This window comes from Pseudooceanicola profundus (assembly GCF_054919315.1).
Genome location: NZ_CM142898.1, coordinates 3803998 through 3826223, shown reverse-complemented (window position 1 = coordinate 3826223; position 22226 = coordinate 3803998). Strand labels below are relative to the sequence as shown.

Genomic DNA, 22226 nt, shown 5'->3' with positions numbered 1-22226 from the left:
GAGGAGCGATGGAGCCTTACCCACAGGAAAACTTGAACTTTCACGACAAACGCAAAATTGATTTTCTGCATCTGCCTGTTCGAGGACGGCCGGTGCGGCACGTGGCCGCCCTCGGAAGGTAACATGGTCAATCATTCCCGCAAGCAACAGTTTCCGCCACGGGCAGATTGATCGGCCAGCCGATGCGCGCCCCTCCTCGAGCGCGCACCAGGGGCCGTCGCGCGAAGGCTCAGCTGCCCTTCGTGCGCCAGCTGTCGGCGTAGTTCTCGCGCGCTTCGGCCGCATAGGGCGTGGGCGCGATACGGACCCGGATGTCGGCCTGCCTGTGCTTCTCGGTCGAGGTCTTCTGGGTCTCGTCCGGCTCGCCCCACTTGAGGGTCAGCACGTCGCCCACGTTGACGTCCTGGCTCACCACGCCGAGCGAGAGCAGACGGCGCTCGTTGTAGGAGTAGCCGTTGAACATCGACATGCCGACCATCTTGTCGCCGTCCATGATCATGTCCGCGGAGGACGAGGCATAGTTTGGCTGCGGGAAGTCGATCCACTTGTAGGGCGTGCCCTCCTCGAAGTTCGACTGGATGACCTTCATCACGTCCTCTGGGTTCCACTCGAAGGTGACCTTCTTGCGGTTCGTGGGCGCGTCCTTGAGCTTGGTCAGGGCGTCCTTGCCGATGAAGTCGTCCTTCTTCCACCCGATGTAGAAGCCGTAGCCCAGTTCGAAGGGGTTCGTGTAGTAGTCTTCGACGTTGTCGGAGACAAAGGACCCACCGATCGAACCCACGGCCTCGTAGGCGTCTGCGCCCAGCCAGTCGCGGTATTCCTGCATCATGCCGTCGCCCGAGTAGATCCCCGGCAGCGGCGAGGGAATCCAGCCCGACTCGACCGTATTCGTGGAATAGGCCCGGCTGCCCACGCGGCGCAGGTCGACGCCGACCTTCTCGGCCGCCTCGAGGATCGTCGAGAGCACATAGGCCTTGTCGGAATACGGGCCCCAGATCTCCAGCCCCGGCGCGCCGGCCATGCCGTGACGCAGCGCCTGCACTTTCTTGGATCCGACATTGATCCAGTCGACATGGAAGAACTTGATGTCCGGCACCGGCCCGCCATTGATCTCGTCGAAGATCTTGTTGGCGTCGGGCCCCTGGATCTGGAAGCGGTAGTGGGTGCGCAGCACGCGCTCGCCCTCGGGGCGGCTGTCGGAGCGCGGATCGTGGATCAGGCGCACCTTCCACTTGCCGATCGCGGCCTGGAACTTGGTCCAGTTGGCGGTGGGCTGTCGCCCGACGAGGACGAATTTGTCCTCCCGCTCGCGGAAGATGATCATGTCGCCGATCACGTGGCCCGCGGGGGTCACGGGCACGAAGTGCTTGGCGCGGTTCAGGTCGAAGTTGCCGAAGGCGTTGATCCCCACGTAGGCAAGGAAAGCCTCGGCGTCCGGGCCTTCGACGATCAGCTCATCCATGTGGTGGGTCTGGTCGAAAAGCACCGCGGAATGGCGCCATGCCATCTGCTCGCTGCGCCAGTTGGAGAATTCAGGCGCCACGACAGGGTATACATAGATACCACCACGCGAATTGCGGAGAAGCTCCACGGGATTCGAAACGCCCTGCAAAACAGAGCTAAGGCTTTGGCCTGCCATCTCAGGTTCCTCCCTTTAGCAGTCACAATGTATACATGACATTGCGACTCGGCGCGCAGAAAGCAAGGGAAGAATTTTCCTCCCGCGCGGATTTTTGCGATTGATCGGGGAGAGACCCGGCCTGCGGTCAGACGTCCTCGGGCCCATCAGACGCCACGAGCGCAAGGCCGGGCACCGAGGAGACGAGGCTGCGATCCTTGGAAAAGATGTATTCGAGGTTCCGCCGGGCGGCCTGTGCATGTTCCCGCGCCAGCGCCTCGGCCCGCGCGCCCTCGCGCCGGTGGATGGCGGTCACGATCTCGCGATGCTGTTCCTGCGCCACATGGAGCGAACGGCGGAACTTCGACAATTGCGTCTTGTCCGGCAGGAAGGCCGAGGGCGAGGCAAAGGGCAGCCGCTTGGCGCGGTCCAGCTCGCGTTCCAGCGTGGCACTGCCGGGCAGCGCCGCAAGGACCTCGTGAAACTCGCTGTTCAGCTCAGAATAGCCCGTGAAATCAACATCGTCCGGCGTTTCCCCAATGCAGAGATCGAGCTTCTGCACGATGGCGCCGATCTCCTTCAGCTTGGCATCCGATACGCCGCGCTCGGCCGCGAGCCGTGCCGCGGTCCCCTCCAGCACGCCGCGCAGTTCGATCGTGTCGATCACATCCGCATAGGCGAAGCTGCGCACGAGGAACCCGCCGGAGCGGGCGCGTTCCAGCAGCCCCTCCTCGGCGAGGCGCGACATCGCTTCGCGCACGGGGGTGCGCGAGATCTGCAGGGCTTCCGCAAGCGCCACCTCGAACAGCCGCGTCCCGCCGGGAATATCCCCGTCTATGATCCGCTTGCGCAATTCCACGAGGGCACGCATGGTATGGGTCTTTGCGGTCGTCTGGCTGGCCATTCGTCTCTCCGGTCCGGGCTTCGGCCAGTGTATACACGGAAGTGCCGTCCGCCAATCTTTGCCGTACGGAACGCACGACATGGCAGCCAACCTGCCAAAATGTATGCATTAGGACCAGCTTAATCTTGTGATTCCCTTGAATCCCGGCTAACCCAGCCCCAGAATGTATTCACGAGCTGGTTTAGGGAGGGCCGTTCATGACGACATTGCTACTGATCCCCGGTCTTGTGTCAGATGCCCGTGTGTGGCGTCCGCTGGCCGAGGCCGCGCCGGAGTGGCTCTCCACCGCCGAAGCGGATGTCACCCGCGATCCCACGATCGAGAGCATGGCCGCCACGCTGTTGGCCGAGCATGACGGGCCGCTGATCCCGGTCGGGCACTCCATGGGCGGCCGCGTCGCCATGGAGATGGCGCGTCAGGCGCCGGAGCGGATCGTGGCGCTTGTCCTTGCCAACACCGGCCATGACGGCCGCAAGCCCGACGAGGCCCCCAAGCGGCTGGCCAAGATCGCCCGCGGGCATGAGGACATGACAGCCCTTGCCGCCGAGTGGCTGCCGCCGATGCTCGCCACTGACCGCGAGCCGGATCCGGCACTGGTGGCGGATCTCACCGAAATGGTGCTGGCCGCGGGCCCTGACATCCACGAACGCCAGATCCGCGCGCTGATGGACCGCCCTGATGCGCTGACCTACATCGGCGGCTTCCCCGGCCCCGTGCTGCTGATTACCGGCGCGCAGGACGGCTGGTCGCCCGAGAAGCAGCATCGCGAGATCGCCGAGGTGTTGCCCCGCGCCGAGGTCGAGGTGATCGACGGCGCCGGCCACTTCCTGCCCCGCGAGCGCGCGCAGGAGACGAATGCCGCCGTGACCGGCTGGCTCAACCGCCACAAGGAGGATGTGGATGTCTGATCCGACGCAGATCCCCGAAACCCCGCTCTTCGACCGCGAAAGGTCGAAGCAGGGCTACCGGATGAACAAGATGGCCATGTCCCTGGGCAAGCCCGAGAACCGCGCCGCCTTCAAGGCGGACGAGGAGGCCTTTCTCGACAGCTACGGCCTGAGCGCCGAGGAGAAGGCCGCCGTCATGGCCCGCGACTGGCACCGCATGGTGGCCCTTGGCGGAAACCTCTTCTTCATCCTCAAGATCGCCGCCGTGGACCCGGCGGTTATGACAGAGATTGGCGCCGCGCAGGCGCAGATGGAACATGCCGACTTCCTGAAACAGCGACTGGGGAAAGAGTGATGGCCGAGATCATTGGCGGCGTGGGCACCAGCCACGTACCTTCCATCGGGATTGCCATCGACAAGGGCCTTGTCGACACCCCCGATTGGAAACCCTTCTTCGACGGCTACATCCCCGGCAAGCAGTGGATGGCGGACAAGAAGCCCGACGTGGCGGTCGTGATCTTCAACGACCACGGCAATACCTTCTTCCTCGACCGCGTCCCCACCTTCGCCGTGGGCGTGGCCGAAAGCTACACCCCCGTGGACGAGGGCTGGGGCCCCCGCGCCGTGCCCGATTTCGAGGGCGCCGTGGACCTGTCGTGGCACCTTGTCGACCAGCTGGTCGAGAACCACTTCGACCCGATGGTCTGCCGCGAGATCGAGGTGGACCACGGGCTTCAGGTCCCGATGGAGCTGTTCTTCGGCCGGCCCGAGCACTGGCCGGTGAAGGTCGTCCCGATCTGGGTGAACACGATCCAGTATCCGATCCCCACCCCGCAGCGCTGCTGGGAGATGGGCAAGCTGCTGCGCAAGGCGATCGAGAGCTTCCCCGGCGACGAGCGCGTGGTGATCATGGGCACCGGCGGCCTGTCGCACCAGTTGCAGGGCTCGCGCGCGGGCTTCATCAACCGCGAGGCGGATCAGGCCTGGCTCGACGGGATCGCGAACGACTACGAGAAATACCGCGACATGACCCGCGAGGACTATGTCGAGCAGTTCGGCTCGGAAGGCGCGGAGCTGATCATGTGGCTGGTGATGCGCGCGGCCATGGATGACAAGGTCGAGCTGAAGCACAAGCATTACTACGCTCCCGCCTCGATGACCGGGGCCGGCATGGTCGTGCTGGAGAACGCCTGATGGCCTTCTTTTTGATGCGCTGCCTGCACCATCCCGGCATGGACGCCCTGCGCGACGAGACCCGCCCGACCCACCGCCAGTGGGTCGGCTCCGGCGGGGACGGTCTGGCATCGGTGCTGATCGGCGCGGCGCTGGTGGACGAAACAGGCGCCAGCATCGGCAACTTCGGCGTGCTGGAGGCCTGCAGCCTCGCGGATGCCACTGCCTTTGCTCAGGGCGATCCCTTCAACGGCGCGGGCATCGTCTCCTCCATCGAGGTGACGCCCCTGCCCGACACGTTCCAGGCGCAGCGGATCACCGATCCGATGAGCCCCCGGCTGAGCATCGGCTGAACGCGGGCCGCGCCCGCGGGGCCGCGGCAAGGCCCGTGTCCGGGGTCCGGATGCGGGTCGGTCGGGTCCCGCGTGCCGCACCATCGCGGATGGGCAGCCTGACGGGACCGGCGCCCTGCGGATGGCCCGCAGGATGGGCCATGGCCGCCCCGCGCTTCGGCCCCGGCCTGTCGCTCCCCTTGCGCGGCGTGTCGCCCCCGGGCTGGGAACCCCCGGACAAATGCGCTATCCGACGACTCGACGACGGGCCGCCCCTGCGGCCCGCCTGCCCTTCCATCGCTTCGAGGGAGCCAGAACGTGACGGCGACGAGAATTGACGGCAAGGCCTTTGCGGCCGGCCTGCGTGAAAAGGTGGCGGCCCATGTCGCCCGCCTGAAATCCGAAAATGACCTGACCCCCGGCCTCGCCGTGGTGCTGGTGGGCAATGACCCGGCCTCCGAGGTCTACGTCGGCTCCAAGAACCGCCAGACCCTCGAGGCGGGCATGAACTCCTACGAGCACCGCCTGCCCGAGGACACGCCCGAGGCCGAGCTGCTGGCGCTGATCGACCAGCTGAACGCCGATCCGGCGGTGCATGGCATCCTCGTCCAGCTGCCGCTGCCCAAGCATATCGAAGAGCCCAAGGTGCTCGCCGCCATCGACCCGGCCAAGGATGTCGACGGCTTCCACATCTCGAACGTCGGCCTGCTCTCCACCGGGCAGAAGGCCATGGTGCCCTGCACGCCGCTCGGCTGCCTCCTGATGCTGAAGGATCACCTCGGCGATCTCTCGGGCCTCAACGCCGTGGTCATCGGGCGCTCCAACATCGTGGGCAAGCCCATGGCGCAGCTGCTGCTGGGGGCCAATGCCACCGTGACCATCGCCCACAGCCGCACCAAGAACCTCGCCGAGGTGGCGCGTGGCGCCGACATCCTCGTGGCCGCCGTGGGCCGCCCCGAGATGGTGACCGGCGACTGGATCAAGCCCGGCGCCACCGTCATCGACGTGGGCATCAACCGCATTCCCGCGCCGGAACGCGGCGAGGGCAAGACGCGCCTCGTGGGCGACGTGGATTATGCCTCCGCCGCCGAGGTGGCCGGTGCCATCACCCCCGTCCCCGGTGGCGTGGGGCCGATGACCATCGCCTGCCTGCTGGCCAACACCGTCACCGCCGCCTGCCGCAGCGCGGGCCTGCCCGAACCCGAGGGGCTGACCGCGTAAGCGGTCAGGCACACCATGGCGCAGAACACCACCAAGGTCTTCGTCACCGATCTCGAGATCGAGGCCCTGATCGGGATCCTCGAACACGAGCAGGCCAAGCGCCAGCCGCTGTTCCTCGATATCGAGCTGGACGTGATCCCGCCCGTGGCCGATGACATCGCTCAGGCCTTCGACTACCGCGCCGTGGGCGTCATCGCGCAGGATCTTGCCTCCGGTCAGATCGGGCTGGTGGAGGTCTTTGCCCACCGGCTCGCCTCGCACCTGCTGGACAGCCCGCTTGTGACCGCCGCCAAGGTGCGCCTGCGCAAGCCCATGGCGCTGGACAACGGCATGGCGGGCTGTGAGGTGGTGCTGGCCAAGGACGACTGAGGCCCTCCGCCCCCGGTCCGGAGACGGCGCTGCCCGCGCCGTCTCTTTTCGCGTCACCTGACCGTCAGAGTGCCGCCCGCACCGCGCTCGCATGAACCTCGAACCGCTCGACGATCTGCGCCGTGGCGGCCTCTGCCGCCGTCGCGTCCCACTGCGCCACCCGGGGCGCCAGCAGCGCCGTCAGCGCCAGCCAGCCACAGCGCAGCCAGTCATCCGCGATCCAGAGCCGCCCGTCCGGCAGGGCCCCGGGCAGCGTCTTGGCGAGCGCGGCGAACCGCGTGATCACCTCGGCCCCCGGTCCCTCCAGCGCCCCGGCGCGGGTCAGGAAGGCGTCGAGCCCCGCACGGTCCTTCACCGTGCGCCGGTCGAGGAAGTCGAGCGCCTGCATCCCCGTCGTCCCCTCGTAGATCGAGAGCACGCGGGCATCGCGCGCTGCCCGCTCCAACGGCCACTCCGCGGTGTAGCCCGCACCGCCCAGCACCTGTATCCCCCGGTTGGCAACGTCGAAGCCGGTCTCGGCGCCGAAAGTCTTGATCAGCGGCAGCAGGAAGGCGGCATAGGCACCCGCATCCGGATCGCTGCCCGCCGTATCGGCCCGCGCAAGGTCCATGGTGCAGCCCAGCTCCGCCACGGCCGCGCGCAGCACCTCGGTCCGCGCCCGCATCTGCGCCAATTGCCGCTGCACGTCCGGATGGCGGGCGATCGGCACCGGCGGCTGGCGCGGGTCGCCGCCCTGCGCGCGCTCCTGCGCATAGGCCTCGGCCACGTCGCAGGCCCGGGTGGCAAGGCCGAGGCCCTGCCCGCCGGTCTGAAGCCGCATCAGCTCGATCATGGTGAAAAGCTGCGGCAGGCCACGATCGACCTCGCCGATCAGATGCGCCTCGGCGCCCTCGAAGGCCAGCACGCAGGTGGGTGAGCCATGCAGGCCCATCTTCTCCTCGATCCGGACCGGGGTCACGCCGTTGTCACCGCCATCCGCGCGCAGGTTCGGCACGAGGAAGAGGCTGATCCCCCGCGTGCCCGGCTGGTCCGAGGTCCGCGCCAGCAGGCAATGCCCGATCCGCGGCACGAGGTCATGATCCCCGAAGGAGATCCAGATCTTCTGCCCCGTCACGCGCCAGACACCATCCTCCCGCACGGCCCGGGTCCGCAGGCGTCCCACGTCCGATCCCGCGCCCGGTTCGCTGATGCAGATCGTCGCCGCCCGCTCCCCCGCGATCAGCGCGGGCACCCACTCCGCCGCAAGGTCCGGCGCCCGCTCCGCCAGCAGCACCGCGCCGGAGCGGCTGGCGCCGGTGGCCATGTTGAAGGCCGGGCAGGCCCGGTCGAAGATCTGCGCCGCCATCGCCTGAAGCGAGACCGGCAGGCCGCTGCCGCCGAACGCCTCCGTCAGGTCGAGGCCGATCCAGCCGCCCGCCGCATAGGCCGCCCATGCGCCATGGTAGGCACCGGGCACCCTGACCCGTCCGCCCTCCATCCGGCAGCCCTCCCGGTCCGCCGCCGCGTCGAGGGGGATCATCACCCCCTCGGCCAGTTGGCCGGCGGCAGAGAGCACTGCCGCCGCCGTCTCGTCATCCATGCCGCTGGCCGCGCAGACGCCGGCCCAGCCGGGTGTGGCGGCGAGCGCCGCGAGGCTGCGGCGCTGCTGGTCGCTCGTCTCTCCCATGGGTGGCCCCTATTTCGGCGGCAGCCGGTTGGCCCCGTCGAGACGGATCACCTCGCCGTTGAGATAATCCATCTCGACGCAGAAAATCACCGTGCGGGCGAATTCATCCGGGGCGCCGAGGCGCGGCGGAAAGGGGATGCCCTGTGCAAGCGCCTGCTGCGCGGCCTCGGGCAGCGTGTAGAGCAAGGGCGTCAGGAAGACCCCCGGCGCCACCGTGTTGACCCGCACGCCGAAGCGCCCGAATTCCCGCGCGATCGGCAGCGCCATGGAGACGATGCCGCCCTTGGAGGCCGCGTAGGCCGCCTGCCCGATCTGCCCATCGAAGGCCGCGACCGAGGCGGTGTTGATCACCACCCCGCGTCCCTCGCCCGCGCCCTCGGGCAGCGGATCGGAGAGCGACATGCGATAGGCCGCCAGCCGCAGGACATTGAAGGTGCCGAAGAGGTTCACCCGCAGCACCCGCTCGAACTCCGCCAGCGGCATCGGCCCCTCGCGGCCGACGACGCGGCCCGCGGTGCCGATGCCCGCGCAGTTCACCACGATGCGCAGCGGGCCATGGGCCGCCTCCGCCGCGTCAAGCGCGGTGGTCACCGCCGCCTCGTCCGTCACGTCGCCGCTGGTGGCCAGCCCCCCGATCTCGCCCGCGACCCGCGCGGCGGCCTCGGCGTTCAGATCCAGCACCGTCACCTGCGCGCCGCGGGCGGCAAGCGCCCGCGCCGTCGCCTCGCCCAGTCCCGATCCGCCGCCAGTCACGAGCGCCCCCATTCCGTCGATCTTCATCTTTCAGCCCGCCCTCTGTGTCTCTGCCTTGCGCGCCAGGATCACCCCCGGCCCGCCCTCGTAAAGCCGCGCCACCAGATCGCCGCGATGCGCCAGCACCGCCCTCTGGTTGACCGAGCCCTTGTCCGTCACCTCGCCCTTCGCGAGGTCGAGCGGCGCCACCAGCAGCAGCGCCCGCGCGATGCGGTTCGACGACCCGGTGGACCCCGCCGCCAGCTGCGACAGCAACGCCGCCAACCGTGCCTCGACCTCGGGCCGGGCATAGAGCTCTGCGTCGGACAGCGCCGCGCCGCCCTCCACCAGCCGCTCGATCCTTGGCCGGACGGGCAGCATCAGCGCGCCCATCTCCATCTGGTTCTCGCCGGTGATCACCGCATCGCGCACCAGCCCCTCCATCGCGTCGACCAGCTGGGCCCGCATCGCGCCGACGGCGACCCATGTGCCGGTCTGCAGCTTGAAGTTCTCCGCCGTGCGCCCGTCGAAGACGAAGCCGCGCGCCGGATCGCCGGGGACCGCGGGGCGCATGGCATCGCCCATGTTGTAGAAACCCTCCTCGTCGAAGGCCTTGGCGGTCAGGTCGGGGCGGCGCCAGTAGCCCGGCGTGATGTTGGGCCCCTTGAAGCGGACCTCCAGCTTGCCGCCCGTGGGCACCAGTTTCATGGTCATCCCGCGCACCGGCACACCGCAATTGCCGGGCTCCTCCTGCGGTTCGGTGCAGAACATGGCGAAGGGCGCCGTTTCGGTGGAGCCGAGGCCCGATCCCATCAGCGTGCGGGCGCCGGTGCTGCGCTCGGACAGCTCCAGCAGGTGGTGCCAGGTGCGGCTGGCCATGCCCGCCCCCGCGTAGACGATCATCCTGAGGTCACGGTAGAAGCTGTCGCGCAGCTCCGCGTCCTGCTCCATCGCCTCGCAGAGCATCTCGTAGCCCACGGGGACGTTGAAATACCACGTCGGAGAGACCTCGCGCAGGTTGCGGATCGTCTCCTTCATGCCCTCCGGGGTCGGCTTGCCCGCGTCGATGTAATAGGTGCCGCCGTTCCAGAGCGTGAGGTTGAAGACCTTGTTGCCCGCCGCGACGTGGTTCCACGGCGCCCAGTCCACCAGCACCGGCGGCTCGTCCTCGAGGAAGCGGTAGCAATCGAGCACCTGCACCATGTTGGCGCAGAGCATCCGCTGGGTCAGGATCACCGCCTTGGGGCTGCCCGTGGTGCCGGAGGTGAAGAGGAACTTCGCCACCGTCTCGGGCCCGGTGGCGCGGTTGGCCGCATCTGCCGCCGGGTCCACCGGCGTGGCGAGCACATCCTCCCAGCGATGCGCCTCCCGGCCCGCCACCGCGCCACCGGAGAGGATCAGGGGCACCTCGGGCGCGAAGACATCGCGGATCGCGGGCGCGAACCGGTCGGCGTCCTTTGCAAAGACCGCGCCGGGCGTGACCTGGTCGCCGATGTCGCGCAGCTTGCCATGGCCCTCGCCGATGAGCGAATAGGCCGGTGCCACGGCGGCCGAGGGCACGCCCACGTATTGCGCCGCAAGGGCCGCCACGGCGTGATCCAGCGAATTCTCCGACAGGATCAGCAGCGGGCGCTCCAGCGACAGCCCCTGTTGCAGCAGGAAACTCCCCACACGCCGCATCTGCTCCAGCAGGTCCGCATAGGTCACCGTGATCCAGTGACCGCCCGGGCCCCTCTCGGCCATCCAGACCCGTGTGGGCGCGGTGGCGGCCCAGTGATGGATGCGATCCGACAGCCTGTCGGGATAGTCCCCCAGCGGGTCTTCCTGCCAGATCAGGCTGCTTCCGTCCGCGCGCTCCTCCACGCGGATACGGGGCTCCCAGACGCGGACAGGCCGCATCTTCTCCATGGATGACATGGAACCTCCCTCGATTTTCTCCTCCACGAACGAAACCGTTCGCCCAAATATTGTTTACACGGAAAATATTTTTGTGCATAGATCCTATTCGAGCAAGGAAGGAACCAGACAAGTGAGCAGCACGGACACGGCAGATTTCGTCACCTACGAGATGCGCGGCGACGTGGCCCTCGTGGGGCTGAACCGGCCGGAGAAACGCAACGCCGTCAGCGACCGCTTCATCGAGGAGATCGGCCGCGCGGTGGAACGCGCCCGCGGCGAGGCGAAGGCGGCGGTGCTCTTCGGCCACGGCACGCATTTCTGCGCCGGGCTCGACCTCGGCGAACACGTCAAGAAGACGCCCTTCGAGGGGGTGCACGGCTCGCGCCGCTGGCACGAGGTCTTCGGCCGGATCGAGTTCGGCCCGATCCCGTGGTTCAGCGCGCTCCATGGCGCCGTCGTGGGCGGCGGGCTGGAACTGGCCTCGGCCACGCAGGTGCGTGTTGCGGACGAGACGACCTTCTTCGCCCTGCCGGAGGGACAGCGCGGCATCTTCGTGGGCGGCGGCGGTTCGGTCCGGACCGCGCGGCTGATGGGCGTGGCCCGGATGACCGACATGATGCTGACCGGCCGCTCCGTCGATGCCCGTCAGGGCGAGGCATGGAACCTTGCGCAATACGTTGTCCCCGCCGGAAAAGCCGTTGAAAAGGCGCTGGAACTTGCCGCCAAGGCCGCGACCAACGCGGAGCTTTCGAACTACTCCGTCATCAACGCGCTGCCCCGGATCATGGAGATGAGCCGCGATGACGGTCTCTTCGTCGAGAGCTTCATCTCCTCCTTCACCGCCACCTCGCCCGAGGCCGAGGCCCGGCTGACCGCCTTCCTCGAGAAGCGCGCGGCCAAGGTCGCGATCCCGGGGGGCAACTGAGATGGGACAGGACCCGCGCCTTACCCCGCAGGCCATCGAGGACGTCGATCTGGGCGATCTCGGGCAGTCGCTGGGCTTCCTGCTGCGGGTGGCACAGGTGCGCGTCTACGACCAGTTCTATGACCGGTTCGGCGACGAGGACCTGCGCCCGGGCGAATTCTCGATGCTCTGGGTCATGCACCGCAATCCCGGCATCAAGCAGGGCATGCTGGCGCAGGCGCTGCGGATCAAGCCCGCGCACATGACAAAGACCGTACGCCGCTTCGAGGACAACGGCCTCGTGGAGCGGCAGATCCCCGACAGCGACCGGCGCTCGGTCCTGCTGCGGCTGACCGACAAGGGCGAGGCCTTCGTGGCCCGGAACCGCCCGAACTTTCTTGGAGAGAACGCCTACAACACCCACGACCTGAGCGAGGAGGAAGCCGCCACGCTGGCGCGGCTGCTGAGGAAGTACAACGGGTTCGAGGGCTGAGGGAGACCCATGAATATCGACGACCTGATCGCCATCGACATCCACGTCCACGCCGAGGAGCCCTGCTGCACCCACCGGGACGATGGCTACAACGAGTTCCAGGCCGGTATGGCCAAGTACTTCAAGAACCCCGCCGGCGCGCAGGGCATGCTGCCCACGGTGCAGGAGACGGCAGCCTACTTCCGCGAGCGCCGGATCGGCTGCGTGATCTTCCCGGTGGATGCGGAACGCGAGACCGGCTTCCGGCGCTATTCCAACTACGAAGTGGCCGAGATCGCCGCCGAGAACAGCGACATCATGATCCCCTTCGCCTCCATCGACCCGGCCAAGGGCAAGATGGGCGTGCGCGAGGCCCGGACCTTGATGCGCGACCATGGCGTGCGGGGCTTCAAGTTCCACCCGACATTCCAGGGCTTCTACCCCAACGACCGCATGGCCTATGGCCTCTACGAGGCGATCGAGGCCGAGGGCGGCATCGCGCTCTTCCACACCGGGCAGACCGGCGTCGGATCAGGGATGCGCGGCGGGATGGGGATGCGGCTGAAATACAGCCACCCCATGTGCCTCGATGACGTGGCCGTGGATTTTCCAGACCTCAAGATCATCGCGGCCCATCCCTCCTTCCCCTGGCAGGAGGAGGCGCTGGCCGTCGCGCAGCACAAGCCCAACGTCTACATCGACCTGAGCGGCTGGAGCCCGAAGTATTTCCCACCGATCCTCGTGAAATACGCGAATTCGCTGCTGAAGCACAAACTACTCTTCGGCTCGGACTGGCCGGCGATCACGCCGGACCGCTGGCTGGCGGATTTCGAACAGATCGACATCAAGGAGGAGGTCCGACCGCTGCTTCTGAAGGAGAACGCGAGGCAACTGCTGTCGCTTTGAACCACTGAAAACGGACGTCAATTGAACCTTAGGGAGGAGTTCATGAAGACCACCAGTTTCGTTGCCCTGGCAATCGCCGGGATCATGGCAACGGGGGCCGCTCAGGCGCGCGAGCTGCGCCTTGCCCCCGCCGCACCGCCGGCCCACCCGGCGCACTACATGTACGAACATTTCGCCGAGAACCTGAAGGAGATCTCAGGCGGGGCGATCACCGGCACGATCATGGGCCCCGAGGTCGTATCGCTGCCGCAGATGAAGGATGCGCTTCAGACCGGGCTGGCCGAGGTCGGCAACACGCTGCCGCTCTACTTCCCCGCCGACATGGAGGTGACGGGGATCGCGGGCGATCTGGCACTTGCCGGGCGCAATCCGCATGCCATGGCCATGGCGATGACCGAGTTCGGCATGACCTGTGAACCCTGCCAGGCAGAGTTCAAGAAACTGGGGATGGTGTTCCTTGGGGCGGGCTCGTCCAACGTCTACAACCTGATCACCACCAAGCCCGTGCGCACCGCCGAGGACCTGAAGGGCCTGCGCCTGCGCACCGGCGGCGCCCCCTATTCCCGCTGGGCCGAGAACTTCGGCGCCACACCCGTCAACATGGGCGTGGGCGACCAGTTCGAGGCGATCAGCCAGGGCACCATCGACGGCACCATGGCCTCCAAGGTCGACCTGCTGTCCTACCGGCTGATCGACATCGCGAAATACGTGACGCTGATCCCGATCGGCACCTATCACGTCACCTCGAACTTCACCGTGGGCCTGAGCACATGGCAGGGCATGAGCCCCGAGGAACGCGAACAGGTCGGCATGGCCGCCGCCCGCGCCAACTTCGACCTGACCGACCGCTGGGCCTTCCAGCTGCCGGCCAAGGCGGACGAGGCGCTGGCGGGCAGTTCCATCGAGGTGATCGAGCCCGATCCGGCCTTCCTCGAGGCCTCCGAGGCCTTCGCCAGAGAAGACGTGGCCAGCCGGACCGAGATGTCGGGCGAACAGGCGGTCTACTTCGGCGAGCTGGTGGCGAAATGGACCGCCATCGCCGAGGAGGTGGGCGACGATCCCGATGCGCTCGCCGCGCGGATCAAGGAGGAACTCTGGTCCAGGATCGACTTCGCGACCTACGGGCTCTGAAGTTGCGGGCGTGACCCGGTGCCGTGATCCTGATCCGGGACCTGACGCGGGACCCGGCGCCGGGACCGGATACCGGCGCGGGCCTCGGGACCGGGCCTCCATGGCCCGGTCCCCCACGCACCCTGCCCGGTCACGCCTGATTGCGCCACCCGCCCGGCCCTTCCGGGGCCGCGCCCCCTGACGCCTCTGCCGGAGCCCAAGATGACCGCACTTCTCCGGCTGGCCACGGGCATTGCCCGTGTGCTTGCCCTGACCGGTGCCGCGGGCGTCGTGGCGATGATGATCCACATCAGCCTCGACGTCCTGCTGCGCAACCTGTTCCGGATCTCGATCCATGTGACGGCCGAGATGGTCTCGCGCTACTACATGGTGCTGATCGCCTTCCTGCCTCTGTCCTGGCTGGAGCTGAGGCGCGAGATGGTCTCGGTCGAGCTGATCGACTTCGCCATGCCGCCCCGGCTGCTGCGCCTCTCCGATGCGCTTGTCTGCCTGATCTCGGCGGCGGTCTACGCGGGCCTCGCCTGGCCGACATGGAAGGCCGCGTTCTCCAACTACCGCAGCGGGACCTACGTGGAACTCGTCACCTTCAAGATGCCGGTCTGGCACAGCTACTTCCTGCCGCCCATCGGCTTCAGCCTCGCGGCCTTCGCCTGCGTGATCCTTGCGCTCAATTACCTGTGGCCCCCAAGGGAGGAGACCGCATGAACGTCGAGGCCGGTTTCTGGGGCGTCGGCGTCCTGATCGTGCTGCTGGTGCTGCGGGTGCCGGTGGCCATGGCGCTGGTGGCGGTCTCCTTCGGGGGGATCACCGCGCTGATCGGCATGGGCCCGGCGCTCGGCGTGTTGCAGAACACGCCCTATTCCTTCGTTGCCAGCTGGACCATGTCGGCGGTGCCGATGTTCCTGCTGATGGGGTTCATCGCCTTCCATACGGGCCTGACGGGCGGGCTCTTCGAAGCGGCCAAGGTGGTGCTGAGACGGCTGCCCGGGGGGCTCGCGATCTCCTCGATCTTCGCCTGCTCGGGCTTTGCGGCAGTCTCCGGCTCCTCGCTGGCCTGCGCCGCCGCCATGGGCCGGATCGCCATCCCCGAGATGGTCGCAGCGGGCTACCGCCCCTCCATCGCCGCAGGCGCCATCGCGGCGGGCGGCACCATCGGCGCACTGATCCCGCCCTCGATCCTGATGATCATCTACGGCGTCTTCGCCGAGACCTCGGTCACGCAGGTCTTCGTGGGCGGCATCGGCATCGGGGTGATCACCGCCGTCGGCTACTGCATCGTCGTGGTGCTGATCTCGCTGCTGCGGCCCGACCTGATCCCGGCGCGCGACGCCGCGCCGGTGAGCGAGGAAGGCTGGGCCGCGATCCTGCGGGTGCTGCCGATCACGGCCCTCGTGCTGGTGATCTTCGGCGGGCTCTTCTCGGGGCTCTTCACCGCGACCGAGGCCGGGGCCGTCGGGGCCCTCGGCACGCTGATCCTCGCCGGTGTGACCGGCAAGCTGACGAGACAGGCCATCGGGCGCTCGCTGATGGAAACCGTGACCTCCACCGGGGCGCTCTTCATCATCGGTGTCGGCGCGGCGATGTTCACCCGCTTCCTCGGGATCAGCGGGCTGTCCAACTTCCTCTCCTCCTTCGTGGCGGGCGCGGACCTGAGCTATGTGCAGCTGATGCTGGTGATCGTGCTGATCTACCTCGCCCTTGGCACCTTCATGGAGCCCTTCGGCGCGATGCTGATCACACTGCCGATCTTCCTGCCGATCCTGCGCGCCGAGGACATCAGCCTCGTCTGGTTCGGAGTGCTGGTGGTCAAGCTGCTGGAAATCGGGATGATCACCCCGCCGGTGGGCATGAACGTCTTCGTCATCAAGAACGTGGCGGGGAAATACGTGACCATCGCGCAGGTCTTCGGCGGTGTGCTGCCCTTCATCCTTATGGACCTGGTGGTGATCGTCCTCGTCGTCGCCCTGCCGCCCGTGGTGATGTTCCTGCCCGATCTCTTGCGCTGAACGCATGGATTTCGCGCGCGGCAGCGGCAGTTCCGCCGCAACTCCGCCGCAAGGGCGCATTCCGTGGCGGGAGGCTCCAACGGGGGCGTGACAAAGCATGACAAATGCATCTAATAGGGGCGGGCCGCATCGGGCCGCCCTTTCATTGCAAGACCAGACCCCACGTGACCTTCTTCCGCAAGACCGTCCTCCCTACCGCTTTCGTCATTGCCCTCGGCGCCGTTGGCGGCCTTCTGGCCAAGGTCGCAGGCCTGCCGCTGCCCTATATGCTGGGCGCGCTGCTGGCCACGGCCCTCGTGGCCACGACCCGGCCCCAGACCCTGCCCCAAGGCTATCGCTTCCCGAACGACTTCCGGAAGATCTTCATCGGGCTCGTCGGCCTGTCCATCGGCGCCAGCATCACGCGCGAGGTGGTGGCCTCGCTGCCCTCCGCGATCTACTCCTTCGCCGCGCTGACGCTCTTCGTGCCGCTGGTGCACGGGATCAACTACACGATCTTCCGCAAGATCGGCCGCTACGATCACCCCACCGCCTTCTTTGCCGCCACGCCCGGCGGGCTGATGGAATCGATCCTCATGGGCGAAGGCCGCGGCGCCGACATCCGGCTGCTGACCATGCAGCAGTTCCTGCGGATCATCACCGTGGTGACCCTGCTGCCGGTGGGCCTGTCGCTCTGGTACGGGCATCCCGTGGGTTCGGCCAGCGGGATCAGCCTCAGCCGCGCGGGCGCGGACCTGCACCATTTCCCCGAGGTGATCCTCGCCCTGACCGCCGGCGTCCTGCTGAGCCGCGTACCGCATCTGCCCGCCGGTCAGCTGGTGGGGCCGATGTTGGTGGGCATGGCCTGCACCCTGACCGGACTGCTGGTCATCGAGGTGCCCAGCTACATGATCTCCGGCGCGCAGGTGGTGATCGGGGCCTCGCTGGGGGCGCGGTTCGTGGGCATCCGGCCCGCCATGCTGATCAAGGGCATGGGGCTCGCCCTGACCTCGGTCGGCTCGATGCTCGTCGTGGGCGGGATCATGGCGATGCTGCTGCGCCCGATCACGGGCGAGCATTTCGACGTGCTGCTGATCTCCTTCGCCCCCGGCGGCGTGACCGAGATGGCGCTGGTGGCGCTGTCGCTTCAGGTGAACCCGGCCTTCGTGACCCTGCACCACATCTACCGGATCGTGCTGACCATCATCGAGATGCCGCTGGCCTGGCGCTTTGCCGAGAAACGCGGGCTGGACTGACGGCCCCCGGAACAGGCGCCCAAACAGACGCCATCTCGTGACGGCCGAAAAAGAGAACGCGCCGCTTCATCAGCGGCGCGTTTCTGTTTGATTAGACTGGACTTTCGCTGGACGGCTCAGCCCTCGGCCTTCTCCGCCAGTTCCAGCCATTCCTCCTCGGCGTCGGCCAGGGATTGCTGCCGTTCGGCCAGCATCTCGGTCGCCTTCTTGAACTTCACCGGCTCCTTGGTGAAGAGGTCCGGCGTCGCCAGAAGCTGCTCCAGCTTGCCGATCTCGGAGCTGAGACGCTCCATCACCTCGGGCAGTTCCTCCAGCCGGTGCTTTTCGGTGAAGGAGAGCTTAGCCTTGGGTGCGGGGGCCGCCGGTTTCGCCGCGGCCCCGGAGACAGCCTTGGGGGCTGCCTTCGGTGCAGCCTTCTCGACCTTGGGCGCATCCTTGCGGCCCTCGGCGCGCTGCGCCCGGTAATCGCTCCAGCCGCCCGCATAGACCGTGGCCGCGCCGTCGCCTTCCATGGCGATGGTCGTGGCGGCAACACGGTCGATGAAGTCGCGGTCGTGGCTGACCAGAAGCACGGTGCCGTCGTAATCGTCCAGCAGTTCCTGCAGCAGGTCCAGCGTCTCGATGTCGAGGTCGTTGGTCGGTTCGTCGAGCACCAGAAGGTTGCTTTCCCGCGCCATCAGCTTGGCCAGCAGCAGCCGCGCCTTCTCGCCACCCGAAAGCGAGCGCACGGGCGCGCGGGCCTGTGCCTCGTCGAAGAGGAATTCCTTGAGGTAACCCACCACGTGCTTGGGCGTGCCGCGCACCATGACCTGATCCGCCTGCCCCGAAACCCGCATGTCGGGATCTCCGGTCAGACTGTCCCAGAGCGTCATGTCCGGATCCAGCGCCGCGCGGGACTGGTCAAAGATCGCGGGCAGCAGGTTGGTACCCATGGTCACGGTGCCGCTGTCGGGCGCGACCTCGCCCATGAGCATCTTGAGCAGCGTGGTCTTGCCCACGCCGTTCGGCCCCACGAAGGCGACGCGGTCGCCGCGCATGACCTTGATCGAGAAATCGCTGAGGATGACCTTGTCGCCGAAGCTCTTGGAGATGCCCTCCGCCTCGACCACGCGCTTGCCGGACTTGGGCCCGCTGTCGAGCGCCATGGCCGCAGCACCCTGACGGCGGATCTGGCCCGCACGTTCCTCGCGCAGGCCCTGCAGCGCGCGCACGCGGCCCTGGTTGCGCTTGCGCCGGGCGCTGATGCCTTCCACGGCCCAGCGGGCCTCGGCCTTGATCTTGCGGTCCAGTTTGTGGCGCGCCATGTCCTCGTCTTCCCAGACCTTGTCGCGCCAGGCCTCGAAGCCTTCGAAGCCCTGCTCCTGACGGCGCACCTGTCCACGGTCGACCCAGAGCGTGGCGCGGGTCAGCGCGCGCAGGAAGGCCCGGTCGTGCGAGATCAGGATGAAGGCCGCGCGGGTCTGCTTCAGCTCTTCCTCCAGCCAGGCAATCGCCTCGATGTCGAGGTGGTTGGTGGGCTCGTCCAGCAGCATCAGTTCCGGCGCCTCGGCCATCAGCTTGGCAAGGGCCGCGCGACGCCGTTCGCCGCCGCTGGCGACCTCGGGGCTGCGGGTGGGGTCGAACTTGAGGCCCTCGGCCACCATCTCCACCCGGTAGGCTTCCGACGGGTCCAGCCGCGAGGCCGCGAAATCGCCGAGCGTGGCGAAACCGGTCATGTCCGGCTCCTGCTCCATGTAGCCCACGGAGGTGCCCGGCGGCACCACGCAGTCGCCGCTGTCGGCCTCCACGAGGCCGGCCATCACCTTCATCAGGGTGGACTTGCCCGAGCCGTTGCGCCCCACGAGGGCGACACGGTCGCCCTGCTGGACGACCAGCGACAGGTCATTGAATACGGGATCTCCGCCGAAGGTCAGCGAGATGTCGGAAAGCTGGAGAAGAGGTGCGCGCGCCATGAGCGCCAGCTAATCGCGCCCAGGGGCGGCGTCAAGCGGTGGCAGCATGGGGACGTCGCGCAGGCCCCCCTGTGCTGCATGCACAGGCGTCCCTTTCCCTGCGCCGCGCGCGGCGGCCCTGCGGGCGGCGGCCCGGTCCGCGCCAGTGCGGCCGGGTGCCGGAGGACCGAACCGCCGGGGGAAACGCCTCGGGAAACGCCTCGGGAAACGCCCTGAAATGCGCCTTTGAAATCGCGGGGAAAATCGCGGGCGCACATTCGCGGGCACCCGGACCCCGATCCGCCTTTCCCCTGCCAGCACCCCGCGTTATCCCTGTCGCGCCGGGGCTGTCCCGGTCTGCGGCAAGGGAGAGGCCGATGGCCTACGGCAAGCATATCCTGTTCGGTCTGATCGCGCTTCTGGCCGCTGTCGTGGCGGTGACGGCACCGGGCGGGCTGACGCCGGACCAGGCGCAGATCCTTGCCATCGTGCTGATGACGCTGGGACTTTGGGCCACGGGGCTGCTGCCGGCCTACCTGACCTCGCTGATGTTCTTCACCGCGCTGCTGCTCTTCGGGCTGGTGGACAAGTCTGTCGTCTTCTCGGGCTTCACCTCCACTGCCATGTGGCTGGTGGTCTCGGGCTTCGTCATCGGGGCGGCGATCGGGCAATCGGGGCTCGGCCAGAAGATCGGGGCCCACGTCGCGCCGCACCTGTCGCGCAGCTATCCGATGCTGGTCGCGGGCATGGTCGGGCTTGGCATGGGGCTCAGCTTCCTGATGCCCTCCTCCATGGGGCGCGCCATGGTGCTGGTGCCCGTGGGCATGGCGCTTGCGGACGTGCTGGGCTTCAGGAAGGGCACCAAGGGGCGCACCGGCGTGGCGCTTGCCATCGCCATGTCGACCAACGTGCCCGGCTTCACGATCCTGCCCGCCAACGTGCCCAACATGGTGCTCAGCGGCACGGCGGAGAACCTGCTGGATATCCACATCGGCTATACCGACTACCTGCTGCTGCATTTCCCGGTCCTCGGCCTGCTGAAATCGGCGCTGATGGTGGCGGCGATCCTCTTCCTCTGCCCAGCAAAGGCGCAGAAGAGCGAGGACGCGGCCTTCACCCCGGTCGAGGGCAGCGGCCGCCACGGCTGGCTGCTGACGATCCTGCTGGTGACGCTGGCCCTCTGGGCGACGGACTGGCTGCACGGGCTGCCGGCCGCATGGGTCGGCCTTGCCGCCGCCGTGCTGCTGCTGATGCCGGGCATCGGTTTCCTGAACCAGCAACAGTTCCGCGGCGCCGTGGACTTCGGCACGCTGCTCCTCGTGGCGGGCGTGCTGGCCCTTGGCGTCGTGGTGACGAGCGCGGGCCTCGGCGACCGGCTGGCCGCCGTGGTCACCGCCGCGCTGCCGCTGGCGCCGGGGCGTGACCTGACGAACTTCTTCTCGCTGGCCGCCCTCGGCACCCTGACCTCGATCCTGACCACCATGCCCGGGGTACCCGCGGTGATGACGCCGCTGACCCAGGATCTCGCCCAGGCGACCGGCTTCTCGACCGAAGCGGTGCTGATGAGCCAGGTGCTCGGCTTCTCCACCGTGGTCTTTCCCTATCAGGCGCCGCCACTTCTGGTGGCCATGGGGCTGGCGGGTGAACACGTCCGTTCGATGATCCGGCTGACGCTGCTGATGACGCTGCTGACCTTCGTGATCCTGATCCCCCTCGACTTCCTGTGGTGGAAATTGCTGGGCGTGATCTGACGCCGATGGACCTGCCCGCCCGGCCCCGATAGACCCGCCGCAAGGAGACCCTCATGACCCAAGACACCCTTCCCCCGATCCGCGCGGTCGCCATCCTCGGCTGCGGCCTGATCGGCGCCAGCTGGGCCGCGCTCTGCCTTGCGCACGGCCACGACGTCACCGCGTGGGACCCGGACGCCGAGGCCCGCGCGGGCTTTGCCGCCAAAGTCGCAGGCCCGCTGGCGCAGCTGCGCGAGATCACGCCCGACCTGCCCGCAGGCGGCGCGCTCACGCTCTGCGACACGCTGGCCGAGGCCGTGTCCGCCGCCGACCTCGTGCAGGAAAACGCGCCGGAGAACGTGCCGCTGAAACAGTCGCTCTATGCCGAGGTGGTGGCCGCGGCCCCGGCGCAGACGGTGATCTCCTCCTCGACCTCCTCGCTGACGTGGTCCGCGCTGTCCGAGGGGATGGCGGAGCCCGCCCGGCTGATGACGGCCCATCCCTTCAACCCGCCGCACCTGATGCCGCTGGTGGAGCTCTACGCCGCCACGCCCGAGTTGGCCGCGCGCACGCGGGCCTTCTACGAGGGGCTTGGCCGCGCCGTGGTCATCCTGCGCAAGGATGCCGTGGGCCATATCGCCAACCGGCTGGCCTCGGCGCTCTGGCGCGAGGCGGTGAACATCGTCGCCGAAGGCATCGCCGACGTGGAAGAGGTGGACCGCGCACTGGTCAACGGTCCCGGCCTGCGGTGGTCGGTCACCGGGGCGCACATGGCCTATCACATGGGCGGCGGCCCCGGCGGCATCCAGCATTACCTCGCCCATCTCGGCCCCAGCCAGCAGGCCCGCTGGGCCACGCTCGGCACGCCCGAGTTGACGCCCGAGGTCTGCGCCATGCTGGTCGCGGGGGTCGAGGCCGAGGCCGCCGGGCGCACGATCCCCGAGCTGGAAGCCGAACGCGACGCGGCCCTGATTGCCGCACTTAAGCTGCGTCAACAGACATAAGGCGGGACATCAGCCCCGCCCTGTATCCGATTGATAACATGATAAAACGCCGACCTCCACCCAGAGGCCGGCGTTTCGGTTTTCCGATCCCCGCGCCCCACGGCGC

At 67.9% G+C, this 22226-nt stretch carries 21 protein-coding genes; 15 read left to right on the top strand and 6 right to left on the bottom strand.

Annotation, left to right across the window (positions count from 1 at the left end; all coding sequences use genetic code 11):
- Window positions 1–229: 229 nt before the first annotated feature.
- Both ligM and ACX9MO_RS17480 read right to left on the bottom strand, forming a co-directional pair.
- The gene (gene ligM, locus ACX9MO_RS17485) at window positions 230–1639 is read right to left on the bottom strand and encodes a vanillate/3-O-methylgallate O-demethylase (protein WP_462212768.1); all 1410 of its coding nucleotides are present in this window, start codon (window positions 1637–1639) and stop codon (window positions 230–232) included.
- A 127-nt stretch (window positions 1640–1766) separates the two neighbouring features.
- Window positions 1767–2522 carry a GntR family transcriptional regulator gene (locus ACX9MO_RS17480; RefSeq protein WP_462212767.1) on the bottom strand — a complete coding sequence of 252 codons (756 nt, stop codon included), beginning with the start codon at window positions 2520–2522 and terminating at the stop codon, window positions 1767–1769.
- 197 nt (window positions 2523–2719) lie between these two features.
- On the opposite strand from ACX9MO_RS17480, the gene ACX9MO_RS17475 reads away from it, so the two are divergent.
- The 6 genes from ACX9MO_RS17475 to ACX9MO_RS17450 all read left to right on the top strand — a co-directional run bounded on the left by ACX9MO_RS17475 (window position 2720) and on the right by ACX9MO_RS17450 (window position 6504).
- A complete protein-coding gene (locus ACX9MO_RS17475; protein WP_462212766.1) occupies window positions 2720–3430 on the top strand; it encodes an alpha/beta fold hydrolase in 711 nt (236 codons plus the stop codon).
- Window positions 3423–3764, top strand: a complete 342-nt coding sequence (locus tag ACX9MO_RS17470; RefSeq protein WP_222489857.1) for an extradiol ring-cleavage dioxygenase — start codon at window positions 3423–3425, stop codon at window positions 3762–3764. Before ACX9MO_RS17475 ends, ACX9MO_RS17470 begins: the two co-directional genes overlap by 8 nt.
- Window positions 3764–4603 (top strand): class III extradiol dioxygenase family protein, encoded by an 840-nt coding sequence (locus tag ACX9MO_RS17465; RefSeq protein ID WP_462212765.1) that lies wholly within the window; start codon window positions 3764–3766, stop codon window positions 4601–4603. Before ACX9MO_RS17470 ends, ACX9MO_RS17465 begins: the two co-directional genes overlap by 1 nt.
- A complete protein-coding gene (locus ACX9MO_RS17460; protein WP_462212764.1) occupies window positions 4603–4935 on the top strand; it encodes a YciI family protein in 333 nt (110 codons plus the stop codon). The genes ACX9MO_RS17465 and ACX9MO_RS17460 overlap by 1 nt, the downstream gene beginning before the upstream one ends.
- 297 nt (window positions 4936–5232) lie before the next feature.
- Entirely contained in the window at window positions 5233–6135 is a 903-nt protein-coding gene (gene folD, locus ACX9MO_RS17455; protein ID WP_462212763.1) for a bifunctional methylenetetrahydrofolate dehydrogenase/methenyltetrahydrofolate cyclohydrolase FolD, read from the top strand.
- Window positions 6136–6150: 15 nt separating this feature from the next.
- Complete coding sequence (locus ACX9MO_RS17450) at window positions 6151–6504, top strand: dihydroneopterin aldolase (protein ID WP_462212762.1); 354 nt, start codon at window positions 6151–6153, stop codon at window positions 6502–6504.
- A 64-nt stretch (window positions 6505–6568) separates the two neighbouring features.
- On the opposite strand, the gene ACX9MO_RS17445 is transcribed toward ACX9MO_RS17450, so the two are convergent.
- The 3 genes from ACX9MO_RS17445 to ACX9MO_RS17435 are packed head-to-tail and all read right to left on the bottom strand — an operon-like array spanning window position 6569 to window position 10819.
- A complete protein-coding gene (locus ACX9MO_RS17445; RefSeq protein WP_462212761.1) occupies window positions 6569–8170 on the bottom strand; it encodes an acyl-CoA dehydrogenase family protein in 1602 nt (533 codons plus the stop codon).
- A 9-nt stretch (window positions 8171–8179) separates the two neighbouring features.
- The gene (locus ACX9MO_RS17440; RefSeq protein ID WP_462212760.1) at window positions 8180–8950 is read right to left on the bottom strand and encodes an SDR family NAD(P)-dependent oxidoreductase; all 771 of its coding nucleotides are present in this window, start codon (window positions 8948–8950) and stop codon (window positions 8180–8182) included.
- Between the two features lie 3 nt (window positions 8951–8953).
- Window positions 8954–10819, bottom strand: coding sequence for a feruloyl-CoA synthase (locus ACX9MO_RS17435; RefSeq protein WP_462212759.1), 1866 nt, complete (start codon window positions 10817–10819; stop codon window positions 8954–8956).
- Between the two features lie 112 nt (window positions 10820–10931).
- On the opposite strand from ACX9MO_RS17435, the gene ACX9MO_RS17430 reads away from it, so the two are divergent.
- The 7 genes from ACX9MO_RS17430 (at window position 10932) to ACX9MO_RS17400 (ending at window position 17455) form a co-directional block, all read left to right on the top strand.
- Window positions 10932–11726: a crotonase/enoyl-CoA hydratase family protein gene (locus tag ACX9MO_RS17430; RefSeq protein ID WP_462212758.1), complete on the top strand. Its 795-nt coding sequence runs from the start codon at window positions 10932–10934 to the stop codon at window positions 11724–11726.
- A gap of 1 nt (window position 11727) precedes the next feature.
- The gene (locus tag ACX9MO_RS17425; RefSeq protein ID WP_222489843.1) at window positions 11728–12198 is read left to right on the top strand and encodes a MarR family winged helix-turn-helix transcriptional regulator; all 471 of its coding nucleotides are present in this window, start codon (window positions 11728–11730) and stop codon (window positions 12196–12198) included.
- 9 nt (window positions 12199–12207) lie between these two features.
- Window positions 12208–13083 carry an amidohydrolase family protein gene (locus ACX9MO_RS17420; RefSeq protein ID WP_462212757.1) on the top strand — a complete coding sequence of 292 codons (876 nt, stop codon included), beginning with the start codon at window positions 12208–12210 and terminating at the stop codon, window positions 13081–13083.
- Between the two features lie 42 nt (window positions 13084–13125).
- A complete protein-coding gene (locus ACX9MO_RS17415; RefSeq protein ID WP_462212756.1) occupies window positions 13126–14214 on the top strand; it encodes a C4-dicarboxylate TRAP transporter substrate-binding protein in 1089 nt (362 codons plus the stop codon).
- A 201-nt stretch (window positions 14215–14415) separates the two neighbouring features.
- Entirely contained in the window at window positions 14416–14919 is a 504-nt protein-coding gene (locus tag ACX9MO_RS17410) for a TRAP transporter small permease (RefSeq protein WP_462212755.1), read from the top strand.
- Window positions 14916–16220: a TRAP transporter large permease gene (locus ACX9MO_RS17405; protein WP_462212754.1), complete on the top strand. Its 1305-nt coding sequence runs from the start codon at window positions 14916–14918 to the stop codon at window positions 16218–16220. Before ACX9MO_RS17410 ends, ACX9MO_RS17405 begins: the two co-directional genes overlap by 4 nt.
- Window positions 16221–16384: 164 nt before the next feature.
- On the top strand, window positions 16385–17455 hold the full coding sequence (locus ACX9MO_RS17400; RefSeq protein ID WP_462212753.1) for an AbrB family transcriptional regulator: 1071 nt from the start codon (window positions 16385–16387) through the stop codon (window positions 17453–17455).
- Window positions 17456–17571: 116 nt separating this feature from the next.
- Here ACX9MO_RS17400 and ACX9MO_RS17395 read toward each other — a convergent pair whose 3' ends face one another.
- On the bottom strand, window positions 17572–19407 hold the full coding sequence (locus tag ACX9MO_RS17395; RefSeq protein ID WP_462212752.1) for an ABC-F family ATP-binding cassette domain-containing protein: 1836 nt from the start codon (window positions 19405–19407) through the stop codon (window positions 17572–17574).
- A 356-nt stretch (window positions 19408–19763) separates the two neighbouring features.
- Here ACX9MO_RS17395 and ACX9MO_RS17390 point away from each other — a divergent pair, with 356 nt between their 5' ends.
- Both ACX9MO_RS17390 and ACX9MO_RS17385 read left to right on the top strand, forming a co-directional pair.
- On the top strand, window positions 19764–21137 hold the full coding sequence (locus ACX9MO_RS17390; RefSeq protein WP_222489836.1) for an SLC13 family permease: 1374 nt from the start codon (window positions 19764–19766) through the stop codon (window positions 21135–21137).
- A gap of 53 nt (window positions 21138–21190) precedes the next feature.
- Window positions 21191–22120, top strand: coding sequence for a 3-hydroxyacyl-CoA dehydrogenase NAD-binding domain-containing protein (locus ACX9MO_RS17385; RefSeq protein WP_462212751.1), 930 nt, complete (start codon window positions 21191–21193; stop codon window positions 22118–22120).
- The last annotated feature ends 106 nt before the right edge of the window (window positions 22121–22226 follow it).